The sequence below is a fragment of the Streptomyces sp. NBC_00258 genome (assembly GCF_036182465.1).
Taxonomy (GTDB): Bacteria; Actinomycetota; Actinomycetes; order Streptomycetales; family Streptomycetaceae; genus Streptomyces.
The window spans coordinates 380,513-396,365 of record NZ_CP108081.1; the positions used below are offsets into that span (position 1 = coordinate 380,513).

Genomic DNA, 15,853 nt, shown 5'->3' on the forward strand with positions numbered 1-15,853 from the left:
CGTCGTTGATCCACAGCTCCTTCGCAGGCGGGGGCCACGGAGCGGCTCGGCTCCCCGTGCTCCGGTGCCTGCCCCGCCAGTCACCCACAAGTGAAGATGACCAAGCCCTCTTGCCCCGCTCCGCTATCACCCGAGCGACTCAGGCGGGCGGCGATTCACTCGCCCCAGTAGGAGTTGGTGACCGTCGGGACATACACCCGGAGGTCTGGATATCTACGCACGCGCGACGCTCTGCGAGTTGGCCTGGACTTCACCGCGGTCTTCGCCGACACCGCCATGGTCGCCCTCGGCGCACTGAGCACCTTCCAACCTGCCCAGGGTGACTCGGAGTTGGACGGGCCTGCGGAACGTCGAAGCTCCTGGTGGACGAGTTGTCGACCAAGATCAACCGTCGTTCCAGGAGCTCCGTGTGCTTGTCTACCCGTCGGCCATCGATCTGTCCACCGTGCACCTGCGTCACCTGAGTCGGGAGATAGGCAGTCGGTGGCGGAGGCTGACTCCCCGACGCCAGGCCCTGCTCGCCCTGGCCCATCTGCGGTGTGGCGACACGTATGCGCAGCTCGCAGCCGGGGTCGGCATCGGGATTGCCACCGTGTACCGCTACGTCCGCGAGGCGATCGACGTTCTGGCCGCGCTTGCGCCCACGCTCAACGAGGCAATGGCAATGGCCTGTTCGAAAGCGTACGTGATCCTGGACGGCACCGTGCTGCCGATCAACCGGATCGCCGCCGACCGGCCCTTTACTACTCCGATAAGAAGCGGCATCACGGTATGAACGTTCAGGTGCTGACCGATCCGTTCGGACGGCTGCTGTGGGCGTCGCCCGCACTGCCCGGCGCGACACATGACCTGACGGCGGCACGCGAGCACGGAATCATTGACGCCCTTGCCGAGGCCGGCCTCAAGTGCTGGGCCGATAAGGCGTATCAGGGCGCGGCTGGGAACGTTCGAGTCCCGTTCAAGGGGCGACGCCTCAAGCGGTGGCAACGACGCCACAACACCACCCACGCCAAGATCCGCTGCGTCGGTGAGCAGGCCATGGCCACGCTCAAGAGCTGGCGTCTGCTGCGGAAGTTGCGCTGCAGCACCAACCGCATCACCGCGATCGTCAAGGCCGTGCTCACTCTGCACCTCGCAGCCGCGTCAGGATGAAAACACCTCACTCCTTGGCCGTAACGAAACAGCCCCCACACCCCAAGATCCGAGGCCACCCCGCACTCCTCCAGCGAACCATCCGACGGCCCCGCCGTCAGCGCCCCGGGCAACATCACCAACAGAGTCACAACATTGCCCTTAAAACGGCAATCCGGGACTAAATAACGGAAGAGAGCACCCTCTCAACAAGAGTCCCGGTGGGACATGTGTCCCAATGAGACATCAAGGCGTATGCTCGCAACCATGAAGGCAACGGAGCCAGCCCACCCGACGCAGGACCGGCGGCGGCGCAAGGCGCAGCAGACGCGGAACGCGCTGGCCTGCGCCGCGGTGGAGCTGATCCTGGAACACGGGCTGGCGGCCACGACCGTGGAGGCGATCGTGGAGGAGGCCGACGTCACCCGCCGCACCTTCAGCCGGCACTTCACCGGCAAGGAGGACGCGGCCCTGGACTTCGTCCGGGGTGACGGCGACCGCATCAACGACCTGCTGCGCGTCCGGCCCGCCGGGGAACCGCCGCTGCTCGCATACCGGCGGGCGGTGCGCGCGTGGCTCGCTGACCAGGAGAACCCGGCGCATCATCTGCGGCCCCGGATGCGGCGGCTGCTGACCCTGGTGGACGCCGAGCCCGCCTTGTTCGCCGCCTACGAACGCATCCGGGTCGACGCCCAGGAGGAGTCGATCCGCATCATCGCCGAACGGCTCGACACGGACGACGTACGGGACATGCGCCCAGCCGTTGTCGTGGACGCCGCCGCCGGAGTCCTCACCGCAGCGCTGCGCGCTTGGGCGCGCGGCAGTGAAAGCCACGACTCGGGCGCCGCAGACCTGGCCGCCCTGGTGGAGCGGGCCTACGACGCCCTGATCTCGGAAGCCGCCTCCGCGGCCACCGAACCAACTTCCGAAGAGTGAGAACAGCACATGCGCACCACCCCCAGCAGTGAGTTCACCTACAACAGTGAGTTCGCCGGTCGTACCGCCCTGGTCACCGGCGCCGCCTCCGGCATCGGCCTGGCTACCGCCCGCCGTCTCGGAGCCGACGGCGCAAACGTCGTCATCGCCGACTACAACGCCGAGGGCGCGGCGCAGGCCGCCGAGGACCTCAAGGCCGAGGGCATCAAGGCCTCCGCCGTGAAGCTCGACGTGACCGATCCCGAGTCCGTTGCCGCCGCCGTCGCCTTTGCCGTGGACACCTTCGGCGCACTGCACCTCGCCGTGAACAACGCCGGCATCGGTGGCCCGAGTGCCCCGACCGGCGAGTACGACCTCGACGCCTACAGCCGGGTCATCCGCACCAACCTGGACGGAGTCTTCTACTCCCTGCGCCACGAGCTCCCCGCCATCGAAGCGGCCGGGCAGGGCGGCGCGATCGTCAACGTGGCCTCCATCCTCGGCTCGGTCGGCTTCGCCGGCTCCTCCGCTTACGTCGCCGCCAAGCACGGCGTGGTCGGCCTGACCAAGACCGCCGCCGCCGAGTACGCCGCGAAGAACATCCGCGTCAACGCCGTCGGCCCCGGCTTCATCGAGACCCCGCTACTGAAGGACATGGACCAGGAGGCGTACGACGGCCTGGTCGCCCTACACCCGATCGCCCGCCTCGGCCGCCCCGAGGAGGTCGCCGAGCTGATCGCCTTCCTGCTCTCCGACCGCGCCTCCTTCGTGGCCGGCAGCTACCACCTGGTCGACGGCGCCTACACCGCCCTCTGAGCCGGGCATAGAAAGGAGTTCGCGTCATGAAGGCACTGCAGTACCACACGATCGGCGCCGCCCCCGAGGTGGTCACGGTCCCCGACCCCGAGCCCGGCCCAGGCCAGGTCCTGCTGAAGGTCACCGCCGCCGGCGTCTGCCACTCCGACATCGCGGTGATGAGCTGGCCGGCCGAGAACTTCCCCTACGAGCTTCCGCTCACCCTCGGCCACGAGGGTGTCGGCACGGTCGCCGCGCTGGGCGCAGGCGTCAGCGGTGTACGTGAGGGCGACGCGGTCGCGGTGTACGGGCCCTGGGGCTGCGGCACCTGCGCCAAGTGCGCGCAGGGCAAGGAGAATTACTGCCTGCGCGCGGACGCCCTGGGCATCCGGCCACCGGGGCTCGGCACGCCGGGCGCCATCGCCGAGTACCTGCTCGTCGACGACCCGCGCCATCTCGTACCGCTGGACGGTCTGGACCCGGTCGCCGCGGTCCCGCTGACCGACGCGGGCCTCACCCCGTACCACGCGATCAAGCGATCGCTGCCGAAGCTGGTCCCCGGCTCGACGGCCGTGGTCATCGGCACCGGCGGCCTCGGCCACGTCGCCATCCAACTGCTGCGCGCGCTCACGCCAGCCCGCGTGATCGCCCTCGACGTCAGCGAGGACAAGCTGCGGCTGGCGAAGGAGGTCGGCGCCCACGAGACGGTGCTCTCCGACGCAGGAGCGGCCACCGCCGTACGCACCCTGACCGGCGGTCTCGGCGCCGAGGCCGTCTTCGACTTCGTCGGCGCCGAGCCCACCCTGCGAACCGCGGGTGCCCTGGCCGCCGTGGAGGGCGACGTCACCATCGTCGGCATCGGCGGCGGCGCCCTGCCCGTCGGCTTCGGGTCCCTTCCCTTCGAGGTGTCGGTCGCCGCGCCCTACTGGGGCAGCCGGAGCGAACTCATCGAGGTACTGAACCTGGCCCGCTCGGGCGCCGTGTCCGTACACACCGAGACCTACTTCCTCGACGAGGCCCCACTCGCCTACGAGCGCCTGCACGCCGGGAAGGTCGACGGCCGAGCGGTCATCGTTCCCAACCACTGAGCCGCGTACAGCGGTTCACAGTCAGCGACGCTCCACCGGCCCCGCCTGCGCCGTGGCCGGCCCGTCCGTGCCGATCACCCGTCGATGCACCACGACCGTGGGGACCACCGCCCGGAACGTCAGGCGTTGGACCGTTGCTTAGAGCCTCAATGGCTCTCAGCATTCCGGGTATTTCGGCTCGGAAGGTCCGTCACATCACCAAAGCGTGAGGACTTTGACTTGAGGACGGTCTCTCGCTTCTGTCTGCTGCTGGTGCGGCAGTGTTGCGCCACCTACCCGCCCGCCTGCGCCGTGCGGCGGGGGCGGGTGGCAGCTTGTGAAGGGCATTGCCGCTGAAGTCGCCGTTGAGCTCGCGGCCGTGGAGAGTGCCGAGCTCGGTGACCTTAGCGGCCGATCCCAGCAGGCTGTCCTCCTCAGCCGTGAGGACGCCTCTCCCGTGCAGGTCGCCGCCGCCGATCAACTCCTGCAGCAGGATCCCTTCGGCCCCGACGATCTGTTCCGGGGCATCGATCCGACGGCGGCCTCGGCCGCGGCAGCCCACTGGATCGCCGCGGCAGCCGAGGTCACCGGCGAGGCATCCGGGCTCGACCCAACCGCGTGGTTCTGGAAGCCGACAACATCGAGGAGCTGCCCCACGCGTCGCCTACCCTCGTCCTCGGCCTCATCTACGACGGCGTTTCGCCGTACGACGCTGTGACCAGACTTGTCCGGCATGCCATGCAGGTCACCGACGGTGTACTGCCCGACCCCACCGCTCTGCGGGAACAGCTCGAGGACCTCCACGAGACACTCACCAGGCACAGCGGCGAGGAAGAACCCGGCGTCGCTCTGCGGCTGACCCCTCTCGCCCCTCAGCGGCCCGCATGTGGCCTCCTCGAGGACCCCCTCACCGGAATCCACGGCTGCTGGCTCCTCCACAGTGAGTACGAGAACCTCAACCACGATGGCTGCGACGACCTGGAGGAATGGGACGACGCACGAGCCGAACAGGAACAGAACCGCAGCCGCGAACGCTTCGCAGAGCTCGTCCGGGACACCGCTCCCGCCACCGCGGGCGACTCATCTGACCCGGCCGTCAGCGACGTTTCGTGCGGGCGGTGTCGATCCGCGCGAAATCTTCGGGCCTTTCGTTCATGAGCAGTCCGTCGGGATCCACCAGTGGTGCTACCACGACGTGAAGATCGTTTCCGGCGGGCTCGTCCTCGCCGTCATGCCATCGCGCGACCGCCCGTCCTGCGCCCGCCACTAGGTCAGCGAGTTGGAGGGAGGGGTGGTCCACCGAGCGGCCACGCACCAGATCCTGGAGGTGGTTTGCCTTGATGAGGCCGTGGACCAGGCCCACGGCTGTAACTCCGCGTTCCAGGACCTCGAGTTTGTCGTCGGTCAGCAGCCGCTGATCGTCCGCGAGGACCTGGAGCTTGCCGCCGTAACGTATCGACGCGTGAAGAATGGCCGTGGGCACGGCGGTGATGAGGGGGTCCATCGTGTCATCCAGAAGGCCATGCTCTCCGGTCGGCGTGGCCTCGGCCGGACGCTCACGGGCGAACTCCTCCGCTTCCGGGCGGGTCTTGCGCAGCATGTCCAGGACCTCTGCTGCCTTCTTCGCCTGGGGCGCCTTGCGGCGGCGGGCGTAGGCGCAGGACTCCTGGATGACGGCGTAGAGGTCGTCGACGGTGACCTGGTCGCCTGTGCGGTTCTTCTTGGAGAAGAAGCCCACGGCGGTGGCGATGAGCCGGTCGAAGCCGTCGCGGCCCAGGGCCCGGGGGCCTTCGGTGGCCAGGTCCAGGGCCAGTTGCCGGCCCACGCCGTTGCTGACGATGTCGTGGCCCAGGGCGTGGAACCGCTCCTCCACCAGGAGGGACACGAGCTTGGCCGCGACGAAGTAGTGCTTGTCGATCGCGTACACCGAGGCACGGCCGTGCAGGGGCCCGCCGGGGGCCAGCAGTTCGCTCAGGAGCCGGCGGCGGTGACCGGCTCCCCCGCCGGTGAACATCCTTTGGAACTTCACCTCCCTCGCGGGCTTCTGGATGCCTGCCTCGCGTCGCAGTGTGTCCACGATGACGGCGGCTTCGGTGTCGTCGATGACCACCGAGCCCAGAATCATGTAGCGGTCGCGGCCGTGGAGTTGGTCGCCGTGGTAGCCGGACTCGTCGATGGCGATCCACCGGCCGGTGCCGGTACGGTCGTCGGTGGGCGCCTGGCGGTTGCGGCGGCTGAAGCGCGCTCCGAGCAGTCCCGTTCCAGCATTCGGCGCATGGTCACGTTCGATCATGCCGACATACTCCGCGCGCCCATCGCCAGGGACAAGCCGCGCCTCAAGCTTGCCCGGCCTCAATGCCCTCGCCTGCGCTCCAGGTACCGCGGGGGGGGCTGCGCGTTGGCCTGGTAGCCCGCTCGTTGGCCTACCGGCGCCACGACTGCAGGTGACGACGCAGCCTGGCCAGCGGCCTTGGCCTGTGCCCTTCGGTATTTTGGGCTAGCAGGTGACGGTCACGCTCCCTGTTCTGAGCGATTTCTGCCGCCGAGTAGTGCCGGCTCCATCGGACGCGGCCGTGATGGATCCAGTAGTGCGACCGGCAAGGGAGCGCCCAGTTGCCGATCGAGGGGGTGAGAGACACGTTCTCACCGTCGTAGGCAATGGACCATTGCGCTGGGGACAGTGGTGTGATGACCTCGTGGCCGCAACCGCAGCAGCAGAGGTGACCGCAGGTGCGGTAGGGGATCGAGACGTACAGAACCCCTGCGTCCATCGTTGGGGGGAAGGCCTCGGTGAAGACCGGGCGCAGAATGTCTCGTGCGGTCACGGCAAATCCTCGTTGGCGATCTCGTTAGTGATCAGTGAGTACGTGGTGTGGCTCTCGTCGGTGGCGTCGGCGTAGATACCGATGGAGCGTTTCCAACGGATGACAGCCAAGACTGCATTGAGCGCGTTGAGATCCGCGGTCTGGATGTTGCGTGCGTAGGCGTCGCGTTCGGGCGCCGGCTGGGGGATGCGGCGGCGGGCTGCGTCTCGGCGGCCCGGGAGGCTGGTGGTGACGCGCAGGAGTCCGCTGAGGCGGCCGTCGATCTCTTCGATGCCCATGCCGACGTCGATGAACGGTACGCCGTGTGCTTCGAGCCAGTCGATGATCGCCGACTTGCTCGCCGCGTCATCGGAGGCGAGGAACACGAATGTGGCCCCGGTGAGCAGGTCGAGGTTGTCCTCGTCGAGGTATTGCTCGCAGGCGGACAGACCTTGGTGCATGTTCGCGTAGATCGAGGCAAGGTAGGTGGCCTTGGGCGGGCGGTCACGCAGGGTGTCGAGGGTGGGGGCGCCGGGGGTCCGAAAGGCGTTGTGGTTGTCGAAGGTGTCACCGTCGATGAGGAGGATCGAGTCGACCTCGGTCTTGGCGACCTGGTCGAGGATGTAGCTTCCGCTGCCTCCGAGGCCGACGATCACGATGCGGTGGCCTCGAAAACGGCGGTTGACGGCTGCGATTCCGGCGCGGGAGGTGGCGGTGTCGCGGTAGGCGAAGGGGCTGTCGTCCTCGATCTCCTGCCATGCGGCGCCGGGGGTGGGGGTGGCTGTGGAGTCGAGTGCGTGTGCCTGGTCGGCGATGATCCTCGCGTACGCGGTGATCTTCGTGTACTCGTCGGGGTAGCCGTCGGGGCTGGGTTTGCTGGAGAGCATGAAGTTCGCCTGCATGCCCTCGGCAATCACCCGGTTCTCGGGATTGGCGAGAGCTAGGGGGCGGCCGTGCTCGTCGCAGGGGGCGGAGCCGCTGAACCAGATGCGGTGGTCGGTTCCGGAGACCAGGCGGTCCCCGCTGATGGTCATGGGGTAGGCGAGGAAGCCGTGTTCGACGGTGCGGTTCTCGGTGACGTATGGGATGTGCCGGACGATGATGTGGCCTGCGTGGACGACGACGTCGTAGCCGTCGTCGAGGAGGCGGGCCAGGTCCGGGTCACGAGCGAGAAGTGCGGTAGGCATCGAAGACCATCCCCTTCTTCACTCTGACGCTGTGGCCGGCGGTGAGGCTGCCCGTTCCGTGGCCGTCGTGGCCGCGGCTGTAACGGACGGTGTAGGTGTCCTGGTCGTTCGGCGGCTGGCCGGGGTAGGCCAGGTCGACGACCTGCTCGAAGGTGATCTCCTTCGCCTCCCAGGTGTGCGGTCGGGCGTTGACGATGATCGTGACGGGCGCGGGCCCGTGGCTGTCCTGAGACATGGATCCTCCTAGGTGAGGGGGTCGTGTGTTCGCCCGGAGGTGCCCCGGGCGGGGCGAGCGTCCGGCGGGCCACCGCAGGGGCGGCGCGCCGGACAGCCGTGTTGTTGGGGCGGGTCAGCGCTGGGGAAGGGCAAGGAGGTTGTTGGTCCACACGCCGTCGGCGCGGGTGCGGAGGTACTTCTCGCCTCGGGCGGGCGTCACCACGGCGACTTCCGTGCGATGCCCGGCCCGGTCACTGGTGTAGGCCTTGCCGGCCTGGTTCTCGATCCAGTCGACGATCTGCGCCCGCGTGTTGTCGCCGGCCTTGCCGGACGCCTGCTCGGTCCACCACAGGTGGGTGATGTGTTCGTGCGTGGTGCCGCCGGTCGACAGGCGCACCGCGGTGATCTGAATAGCCATCGTTCTGTTCCTGCCGGCGAGGTTCCGACGGCGCCCGCGGCCGGCGCCCGGGTTCCGTTCACCCCTGGGTGGGGTGCTTCGCCTGGGACGGACGACGTAACTCGCGGGTAGGCGTGAACGTGGTGCAGATGGGGGTGAAGAGGCGTCAGTCGCAGTTGAGACAGCGGTCGCTGTCTGCAGGGAACATCGAGGGCGGGTGCAGCATGAAGCATCCCGGGCAGTAGCGTTCGTTCACGCGGGGCGGGCAGGCACAGCGGCCGCAGTCGGGGCACGGGGGGACGTGGCAGCACCGGCAGGCGGGGGCGAAGGAGCGGTACTCCTCGTCGCAGTTCGCGCAGATGTAGTCGCGTGACTGCGGGCCGGTGTCGGGAGTGGGTGGGGTGAAGGCGCGCCAGGGGGCGGAGTCGGTGACGAGGACGGCAACAAGGTAGCCGTCCATGGGCGCGGAGTCGGTGTGCAGTTCCCGTCCGAGGATGCCGTCGCGGTAGCGGACCTGGGTCAGCCCTCGTGCGTGGCCGGAGCCAGCCAGCGCGCGGTCGATGACGGCTATGTCGCCCTGGAAACTGCCGCGCGTCAGGGGCGGAAGGCCGTGGGAGGCGGCGAAGGCGAGGTGTCCCGTGGCGTCCAGGAGGAGGATGTGTCCGGGCGCGGGAAGATGCTGGGCGGCTCGTACGCAGACCGCCATGCGGGAGGCGTTGCTCGCCTGCCACAGCTGGGCGACCGTCGACGCGGTGGGTCCCTGGGTGTCCAGGTGCTGGCTGACGAGGGGCGCAGGGAGCAAGATCTCAGCGGCGAACGCGTCGCAGGCCGCGTCCTCAAGGAGGAGGCCACCGTCGGGTTCCCTGCCAAAGGGCTCCATGAGGGCGAAGCTGTTCTTCTGCAGGTGGTGGCCCAATTCGTGCAGGCCGGTGAAGTCCCGCCGTGCACGGCTGGCGGACGTGGCGACGGACAGGTGCGGTGGCGGACCGAAGTCATACGCTCCGGCGACACTGCACCCTTGTTCCGTCAGATTCTCGTCGACCTCCAGGACGGTCAGCTCGCGCCAGGTTCTCAGCTCCGCGAGGGCGCCTTGCGCCAGGCGCTCGACCGCGCCGGGACGAGCCGCTTCGAGTTCCCGGACCATCGCTGCGGCCTGGGTCCGGGCGGCCCCGGCGAGTACGTAGTTGACCACTCGGTGTGCCCCCCTACTCGCCCAGACGCAGTTCGAAGTAGCGGTCCGTGCGTGCCGTCCAGTTCGGCTGTGTGCGGTCGTCGTCACGTGCGGCGAGCGTATAGATACCGTAGGCGGCGCGCAGCCGGGCCTCGCGTTCGGTCTCGTCGTGCTGAGCGGCGAGTGCCTTGACCTGTTTGCGGCGCAGGGGGCGGTTCAGTTCGTGTACGACGGCGGGCGGTAGGGCGGGATTGGCCGCGAGCAGCTGGCTGGCCGACTGACCGAGGCGTTCAGCGAGTGTGGCGGCCTGGTCGGCGGTCAGGGCCAGTTGCCCCCGCCAGATGGCGAGCGCCTGGGGCGGCGGCAGTTTCAGTTCGGCCCCGAGCTGCATAGCGGTGATGCCGTGGTCACGAAACAGCTGGTTGAGGCCTCCCGATCCTTGGGGGACCCACTGTGCCGAGGCAAGGAGCGCGAGCTGGTCGGCCAGAACTCCGCGGTACTCGATGGTCGGCGCGGACGGGGCTGCGCCGCTCCCCCACTGCGTGCCAGGCACGGCGGCGGCGAGCGTGCGGGAGGTGAGAGCGGGAGGGCGGCCGGTCAGCTCGCTGACCTGCCGGTCCAGCACACACCACGGAAGGGTGGCTTCCAGGCTCCACCACAGTGCCAGTGGCTGTTCAAGGGTGGTCGCCTGAGCGGGCAGGAGCAGGGTGTCGGCGTACCGTTCGAAGGAGGCCGGCACGGCGCGCAGAGTGTCATCGCCGCCAGCCGCGGTGATCAGCAGCAGCTGGATGGTGTCCTCCCATACTGCGCGCCAGATCTGGCCCGGCTGCGGATCCTGGGGTGGCGCGGTGGCCACCTGGCGGACGGCGTCGGGCACTTTCAGTCCCGCCGCGGCAGCCACCAGCCGTTGGTAGGCAGTGGTGTGGACAGAGCTCATACCGTCTCCCCCGTCTCCTCGGCTGTGGTCCATCAGCGCATTCTCTTCTCACTGGGTCCAGACGACGTAACTGGGGCTGTTCACGAAGGAGCATCACCGCAGCGCAGCAGCAGGGCGGCCATGACCGCCTGGCGGTCGCTGTCCGCGGATAGGGCGGTACGAAGCGTTGTTTTGAGGTTCGCCAGGACGGCAGCCGCATGGGTGTGCCGGATCTCCAGCAGCTGCGCCGCGTGATGAGCGTCCTCATCGAGGTAGGGAAGCAGCAGGCGTTCGTTGGGTGAGAGGCGCTGCCAGATGTCCTCGGCCACTCCGTCGACTCCCGTGGGGTCCGGTGCAGTGGTGGCCGTGTGCTGATCGACGAGTTCGGCGACGGTGCCTTCATCGGCGTACAACGCGGTGAAGCGGGCTGGCGCCAGGAGATCGAACCGGGCCTCGAGGACCTTGGCGAGGTCTTCCTCCCGCACCGCTCCCTGGGCGTACTGGAGCACGCGCAAGAGGATGGTCTTGAGCGCATGGACCGTCTGCCTGGGGGTGGGGCCGGAATGGTTCCAGCGGGTAATACCGACACCTGTCACCCGTGCCGCCTCTGCGATGAGATCGTCGAGATCTCCCTGCCACACGGCTCCTTCGGCGTGGCCGGCCAGCGCCCAGCGCGGCGGTGAGCCGCTGCTCTTCCGGTAGGCCGTGTCCTCGTCCATCAAGCGGGCGATGCGACGTCGGAGCTTGCCCCGCGGCGTCTTCTTCGCCTCATCGATGAGGAAATTCTTGATCGACGTGAGGAACAGCCGCTCCAAGGAGGCCTCGTCGGCGGCCTGGGCGAAGCAGACAGTCACGAACCGCTGTCCCGCTCCTTCCTGGGACAACATCGCACTGATCACGTCGTAAGCCGCGTCATCACTCCAGACAGTGTGCCCTTCCGGGGGCGGAAAACCAGAGGCACGGCGCACCTGGTGCACCAGGTGCCGCAACAGATCAAACGTGGCCGGTCCGAACTCACCGGTCTGCAGCTCCTCGAAAGCCCCGCTTGCCACGAGCCACCCCCGATCCCACGTTCCCCGCTCGGCGCATGCAGCCGCCGACCTTCACGCCTGCATACACCAACATCCACACCCCAGGCGCGCGACGCGCCCAAGGCCCCCGCTGCCCTGCGCGCGACCGTGACATGGCCAGCGGTTCGCACCGCTCGCGTGTCCTGCCGCGTGGTCCCCGCAGATGCAGGGTCGGCGGAAAGGCAGCCAGCCCTGGCTGTACACACGCAGCAAAGGACGGTGTTCAGTGCTGCTTCGTCTGGCGCCAGATGTTCTGGTGGGCCTGGTAGAGGGCCTGCAGGGCACCGGACGGTCTCTCGGGCCAGACGGCTTTGATCTGCCGCTCTCCCCAGCAGAAGGTGACGATCGCACGGCCCGCCGCATACCGTCGGAGGAGGTCGGCGCGTAGGTACAGCAGCCCGCCCGAAAAGCCGGAGGGGGCTACGAAAGACCGCGCGGCGAGTGCACCAGATGGCTCGTACTGGTCGAAGCCTGCTGGAAGAGCACGCAGGTCGAAGGCCTGTGAGAACAGCCGGCTGGGGATGTAGGCGGTGGCCTGGTTCTGGCTGCTGTGGTGGGGTTCCCAGGTGAAGTGGTGGGCCAGCCGCTCGAAGCGGAGTTCGGGCCTGCCGTGGCGCAGCGTGTCGCTGTACAGGTCCTCGGTGGTCAGTCCTGGTTCGGGTGCTGCAAATCGAGTGTGCCACGGGATCTCGCCGGCGAAGAGGTAGTACTGGGCGGGCAAGTCGATCATGTCCCGGCCCGGGTGGGTCAAGGCATCGAGTTCCTCCAGGAGTTGCGCCAGATTCTCCTGGTCGACGAGGACGGTGTTGAACAGGCCGAAGGTATCGCGTCCGGTGGTGATGTCCTCTGTGTCGATCTCTGCGTGGACGAGCAGCCATGGACCTTCGTCCGCGTCGAGCCGGGCCGGTGCAAGGAGGTCGTCCGGCACGTTGACGATTCCGTGGCGCAGCCATTCGAGGTCGTCTTCCGGTGTCCGCGGCGTCCACGTGTCGAGTGGGACCGGGACAGGTGGCGGGGGCTGCGGGAAGGTTGGGTCGATGTCTACTTCGAGTTCCTCGGGTGGCTGGCCGCGGTCGGCCAGCATGCCCGCCATGGTGTGCAAGCCGATCCAGCCGTACTTCTTGCCATAACGGTCGATCCGGCTGCTGGAAGTGTGGCTTTGTCGGGACGTTGCCGAGGTGATGCGGCGTTCTACCTCGTCGAACGGGTCGGGGCGCCAGCCCAGCGCGTGGACGACGCCGAGGACGAGGGCGGTGGCTTCTTGGTGTCCGGGGTGGGAGTCGTCGTAGTTCCTACGGCCCTGGAACAGACGCCCGAGGGTGTAGTTGCCGAAGTCCATGCCCATCGTGCTGTGGACGTCCTCCCGGCGTGGATCGCCCTCGGGCAGCGGTGTGATCGCCGGTGCTGGCGTGAAGGCCAAGGGCAGTTCGGCTGCGGCGGGGACCGTGGCGGGGTAGTAGCGGTGGGCGAGGTCGAACGTTGAGGAGACGTAGTACCGGGTCAGTGCGTGGAAGGTGGGGTGGGTGGCCTGGTGCCCGGTGAAGGTGTTCAGCAGCCCTGTCAGATAGACAGGCAAGGCAGCTTCAAGGTCCGGGGTGTGCGGTTGATGGGCCGTCGCGGCGCCGTAGCAGGCGGCGACCATGCGTTCGCCGACGTAGGCGTCGTTGACGGTGATCGCTTCCAGGGTCAGGGTGAACAGTCCTCTGATGTCGTGCCGTCCGTACCAGTACAGGGCGGCCGTGGCAGCGTCGCGAAGGTCGCGGTGGGTGCTCGTCAGCGTCCACATCAGCCACCGGGCTCGTAGCCGGTCGGATTCCGCACGGTGCGGATGCTCTCGCCAGCGTGTGGCCAGGGCGGTCGCGTCGGCGAGAAGGAGACGGCTGTTTGCGCGCTGCCACTCGCTCCAGCGCAGGTCGCGGTCGGCGACGGGTCTGTCGCGCAAGATCCGGTCGAGGAAGTGTGCGTTGAGGGGGTGGCCCGGGGCTGCGCGGGTGCTGTGAAGCCGCTGGAGGAGGTCGTCTCGTCCACGGAGTTCGTCGCTGTGGCTAGCGAGCGCCTCCACGGTGATGGAGTCGAGGTGGGCTGCTTCGAGCCGGGCGGCATGCAGGAGAGCACGCAGGCGAAGGGGTTCGGCGACGGCTTGCCACAGTTGCGTGGCGCCGGCACGGGGCATGGCGCTTGCCAAGGCCTGGAAAATGTCGGCTGCAAGAGGATGCCGTTCGTCGGGCGTGCCGTTGAAGCGTGCTGTGGTCGTGTCTTCGCCCAGTAGCCGGGCGATGCCCCTGCCGTGGGCGTGCACGAGGCTGGTGGCGATGACGTGCCCGGCCATCAGGTCGTGGACGAACGACCAGGTCGCTCCGCCCGCACCATCGGGGTGTCGCAGGAGGACACCTTCATTTTCGAGGGCGGCGAGAAGGCTCTCCTGCCAGCGGCGGTGGGTGTCCTGGCACAGCTGTTTCGCCTGAGTGTCGGGAAGGTCGCGTGCCCGGTCCTCCCACAGGGCGTTACCCAGAGCGTCGAGTGCCTGGTTGACGTCGTTGGGGTGGATGGAGGGGGTGAGTTCGTAGACGCGGTGGGCGGCAGAGGTCAGGTACTCACGGAAGATTCCGGTGAGGGAGCTGGGCAGGCCTGCGGCGCTGACGGGTTGCTTGCGGTCGCGATTGGCTGTGGCGCAGTAGATCTTCAGTGTCAGCGGGTGGCTGAGGAGTTCGCGCGGCAGGTCAGCGCCGCCGGGTTCGATTTTGTAGTGGGCGAAGTAGCGGGTGATGGATTCGTCGAGGTCTTCGTCGAATCCGTCGAGCTCCAGGATGTCGGTCACTTCGGTGGGGATGGTCTCGTCGAGGAATGCCTCGCGGACCGTGCACACCACGAGCACGGACGGGTACTGCTTGAGGGTCACCTGCAGACTGCGCACCAGTGGCGGCCACAGCGTGGGGGTTTCAGCCTCGTTCAGGCCGTCGATGACGATGGGCAGGCGGCATCCGGCTCGTTGTGCGGCTGCATCGACGGCGGCGAGAAGCTCCTCGAAAGAGGCCAGGGGCTTGCCCGCTGCCGTGACCTGGCCTGCGAGATCATCGAGGGTCTGGCGGGCGCTCAGACGCCTGCCGTAGAGCAGGACGCCGGCGGGCCGTGCCGCGGTTGCCGCGGTGAGCGTCGCGGACAGTTGCGTCTTGCCGAATCCGGCGTCGCCGGTGACCACCGCGAGCCGTGTCGACAGGTGATCGGTGACGTGGCGGGCCAGGGCGGCGGCGTCGCGGATGTGAGCGATCAGATTGGTCAGCGGCAGAGTAGCTGCATGCCGCAGGGCACGCAGCTGCCGGAGAACGGCGGGCTGCGCGGTGGGGGCCTGGGGCACGGTGCGGTCGGTGGTGCCCAGTAGCGGGGAGGGCTGGCTGTTACTGATCTGCTGGTGTGCTTCGTACAGGAGTTCGGCCACGTCACGTCCCGCGGCGGTGATCTCCGCGGTCTGCTCGGCCAGAGGGGCTGGCAGCGTCGTGCCCGCGTCGTCGAGGGCTGCTTCGAAGCGGGCGATGTTGCGGTTGGTGTCGCCCAGGTCGTCCCACGCGTCGGGTTCGGCGAGCATCCGCCGAAGCCGGTGCTCGGCCGCCGATGCCTGATGCACCTCGGGAATCCAGCGTTCGCTGGCCTCGGCGGCGGCTCGCGCATGCTGTTCAGCGAGACGCTCCGGGGTCAAAACGAGGGACCCGAAGTAGGACTCACGCAGCAAAACGGCATCGCCGACAAGCAGGTGACCGAGCTCGACCTCTGTGGCCAGGTGCAGCTTCATCGTGGTGGACAGGCCGTAGAACCACGTCTGGTCGCCGGCGGTGAGAGGGTGCCGGGTCCACAGCACGAAGTCGGAGATGCCCGGAAAGTGTTTCTCGGTCTTCCTAAGGGAGTCCTCGACGTCGCTGCGCCGGCCGACGCCGATGGCTCGGCCCGACGGGATGTCCCACCATTTGGTCTGCCACCCGAAGCAGCGACCGGGTTGGCCGAGCGGGCAGTCGGGCTGGTCGATGTCGAGGTGGAATTCGACGCCGGGTTGCTGGGCCAGGGCGATGAATTTGCCGTAGCGGGCGTATGCGTGAGTGACGGCACCCCGGCACAGCAGCTCGAAGTTATCCCGGGGGCTGCCCGGCAGCGTGGTGAACTTGTCCCAGTCCAGCGGAGTCATCGGATCGTTG

General features: G+C 68.2%; 13 protein-coding genes and 1 pseudogene. 4 read left to right on the plus strand and 10 right to left on the minus strand.

Translation table 11 applies throughout. The features are described from left to right. Positions 1-409 precede the first annotated feature (409 nt). The 4 genes and pseudogenes from OG718_RS01670 (at position 410) to OG718_RS01685 (ending at position 3,929) form a co-directional block, all read left to right on the plus strand. A pseudogene (locus OG718_RS01670) lies at positions 410-1,152 on the plus strand (transposase family protein). Between the two features lie 246 nt (positions 1,153-1,398). Further along, a complete protein-coding gene (locus OG718_RS01675) occupies positions 1,399-2,067 on the plus strand; it encodes a TetR/AcrR family transcriptional regulator (RefSeq protein ID WP_328842904.1) in 669 nt (222 codons plus the stop codon). 9 nt (positions 2,068-2,076) lie between these two features. Continuing rightward, a complete protein-coding gene (locus OG718_RS01680) occupies positions 2,077-2,862 on the plus strand; it encodes an SDR family NAD(P)-dependent oxidoreductase (RefSeq protein ID WP_328842905.1) in 786 nt (261 codons plus the stop codon). Positions 2,863-2,888: 26 nt separating this feature from the next. Next, positions 2,889-3,929 (plus strand): NAD(P)-dependent alcohol dehydrogenase, encoded by a 1,041-nt coding sequence (locus OG718_RS01685; protein ID WP_328842906.1) that lies wholly within the window; start codon positions 2,889-2,891, stop codon positions 3,927-3,929. A gap of 456 nt (positions 3,930-4,385) precedes the next feature. Here the strand turns inward: OG718_RS01685 and OG718_RS01690 are convergent, their stop codons facing one another. From OG718_RS01690 to OG718_RS01730, 10 genes are all read right to left on the minus strand, one after another. After that, entirely contained in the window at positions 4,386-4,871 is a 486-nt protein-coding gene (locus OG718_RS01690) for a hypothetical protein (protein ID WP_328842907.1), read from the minus strand. A gap of 133 nt (positions 4,872-5,004) precedes the next feature. Continuing rightward, positions 5,005-6,201, minus strand: coding sequence for a DUF3800 domain-containing protein (locus tag OG718_RS01695; protein ID WP_328842908.1), 1,197 nt, complete (start codon positions 6,199-6,201; stop codon positions 5,005-5,007). 130 nt (positions 6,202-6,331) lie between these two features. Beyond that, positions 6,332-6,679, minus strand: coding sequence for a DUF6527 family protein (locus OG718_RS54295; protein WP_443055317.1), 348 nt, complete (start codon positions 6,677-6,679; stop codon positions 6,332-6,334). Positions 6,680-6,729: 50 nt separating this feature from the next. Beyond that, positions 6,730-7,899: a ThiF family adenylyltransferase gene (locus OG718_RS01700; RefSeq protein ID WP_328842909.1), complete on the minus strand. Its 1,170-nt coding sequence runs from the start codon at positions 7,897-7,899 to the stop codon at positions 6,730-6,732. After that, the gene (locus OG718_RS01705) at positions 7,874-8,134 is read right to left on the minus strand and encodes a multiubiquitin domain-containing protein (RefSeq protein ID WP_145887661.1); all 261 of its coding nucleotides are present in this window, start codon (positions 8,132-8,134) and stop codon (positions 7,874-7,876) included. The genes OG718_RS01700 and OG718_RS01705 overlap by 26 nt, the downstream gene beginning before the upstream one ends. Positions 8,135-8,248: 114 nt before the next feature. Then, on the minus strand, positions 8,249-8,533 hold the full coding sequence (locus tag OG718_RS01710) for a DUF3892 domain-containing protein (RefSeq protein WP_328842910.1): 285 nt from the start codon (positions 8,531-8,533) through the stop codon (positions 8,249-8,251). A gap of 145 nt (positions 8,534-8,678) precedes the next feature. Beyond that, complete coding sequence (locus OG718_RS01715) at positions 8,679-9,704, minus strand: ImmA/IrrE family metallo-endopeptidase (protein ID WP_328842911.1); 1,026 nt, start codon at positions 9,702-9,704, stop codon at positions 8,679-8,681. Between the two features lie 13 nt (positions 9,705-9,717). After that, positions 9,718-10,620, minus strand: a complete 903-nt coding sequence (locus OG718_RS01720; protein ID WP_328842912.1) for a hypothetical protein — start codon at positions 10,618-10,620, stop codon at positions 9,718-9,720. 80 nt (positions 10,621-10,700) lie between these two features. Then, a complete protein-coding gene (locus OG718_RS01725) occupies positions 10,701-11,588 on the minus strand; it encodes a hypothetical protein (protein ID WP_328842913.1) in 888 nt (295 codons plus the stop codon). Between the two features lie 304 nt (positions 11,589-11,892). After that, on the minus strand, positions 11,893-15,843 hold the full coding sequence (locus tag OG718_RS01730; RefSeq protein WP_328842914.1) for a hypothetical protein: 3,951 nt from the start codon (positions 15,841-15,843) through the stop codon (positions 11,893-11,895). Between the last annotated feature and the right edge of the window lie 10 nt (positions 15,844-15,853).

Excerpts from the sequence above, each read along its gene's own strand:
- OG718_RS01675 (WP_328842904.1), top strand. The coding sequence starts at position 1,399 with ATGAAGGCAACGGAGCCAGCCCACCCGACGCAGGACCGGCGGCGGCGC.
- OG718_RS01685 (WP_328842906.1), top strand. The coding sequence starts at position 2,889 with ATGAAGGCACTGCAGTACCACACGATCGGCGCCGCCCCCGAGGTGGTC.
- OG718_RS01695 (WP_328842908.1), bottom strand. The coding sequence starts at position 6,201 with ATGATCGAACGTGACCATGCGCCGAATGCTGGAACGGGACTGCTCGGA.
- OG718_RS01730 (WP_328842914.1), bottom strand. The coding sequence starts at position 15,843 with ATGACTCCGCTGGACTGGGACAAGTTCACCACGCTGCCGGGCAGCCCC.
- OG718_RS01720 (WP_328842912.1), bottom strand. The coding sequence starts at position 10,620 with ATGAGCTCTGTCCACACCACTGCCTACCAACGGCTGGTGGCTGCCGCG.
- OG718_RS54295 (WP_443055317.1), bottom strand. The coding sequence starts at position 6,679 with ATGGACGCAGGGGTTCTGTACGTCTCGATCCCCTACCGCACCTGCGGT.
- OG718_RS01705 (WP_145887661.1), bottom strand. The coding sequence starts at position 8,134 with ATGTCTCAGGACAGCCACGGGCCCGCGCCCGTCACGATCATCGTCAAC.
- OG718_RS01680 (WP_328842905.1), top strand. The coding sequence starts at position 2,077 with ATGCGCACCACCCCCAGCAGTGAGTTCACCTACAACAGTGAGTTCGCC.
- OG718_RS01710 (WP_328842910.1), bottom strand. The coding sequence starts at position 8,533 with ATGGCTATTCAGATCACCGCGGTGCGCCTGTCGACCGGCGGCACCACG.
- OG718_RS01700 (WP_328842909.1), bottom strand. The coding sequence starts at position 7,899 with ATGCCTACCGCACTTCTCGCTCGTGACCCGGACCTGGCCCGCCTCCTC.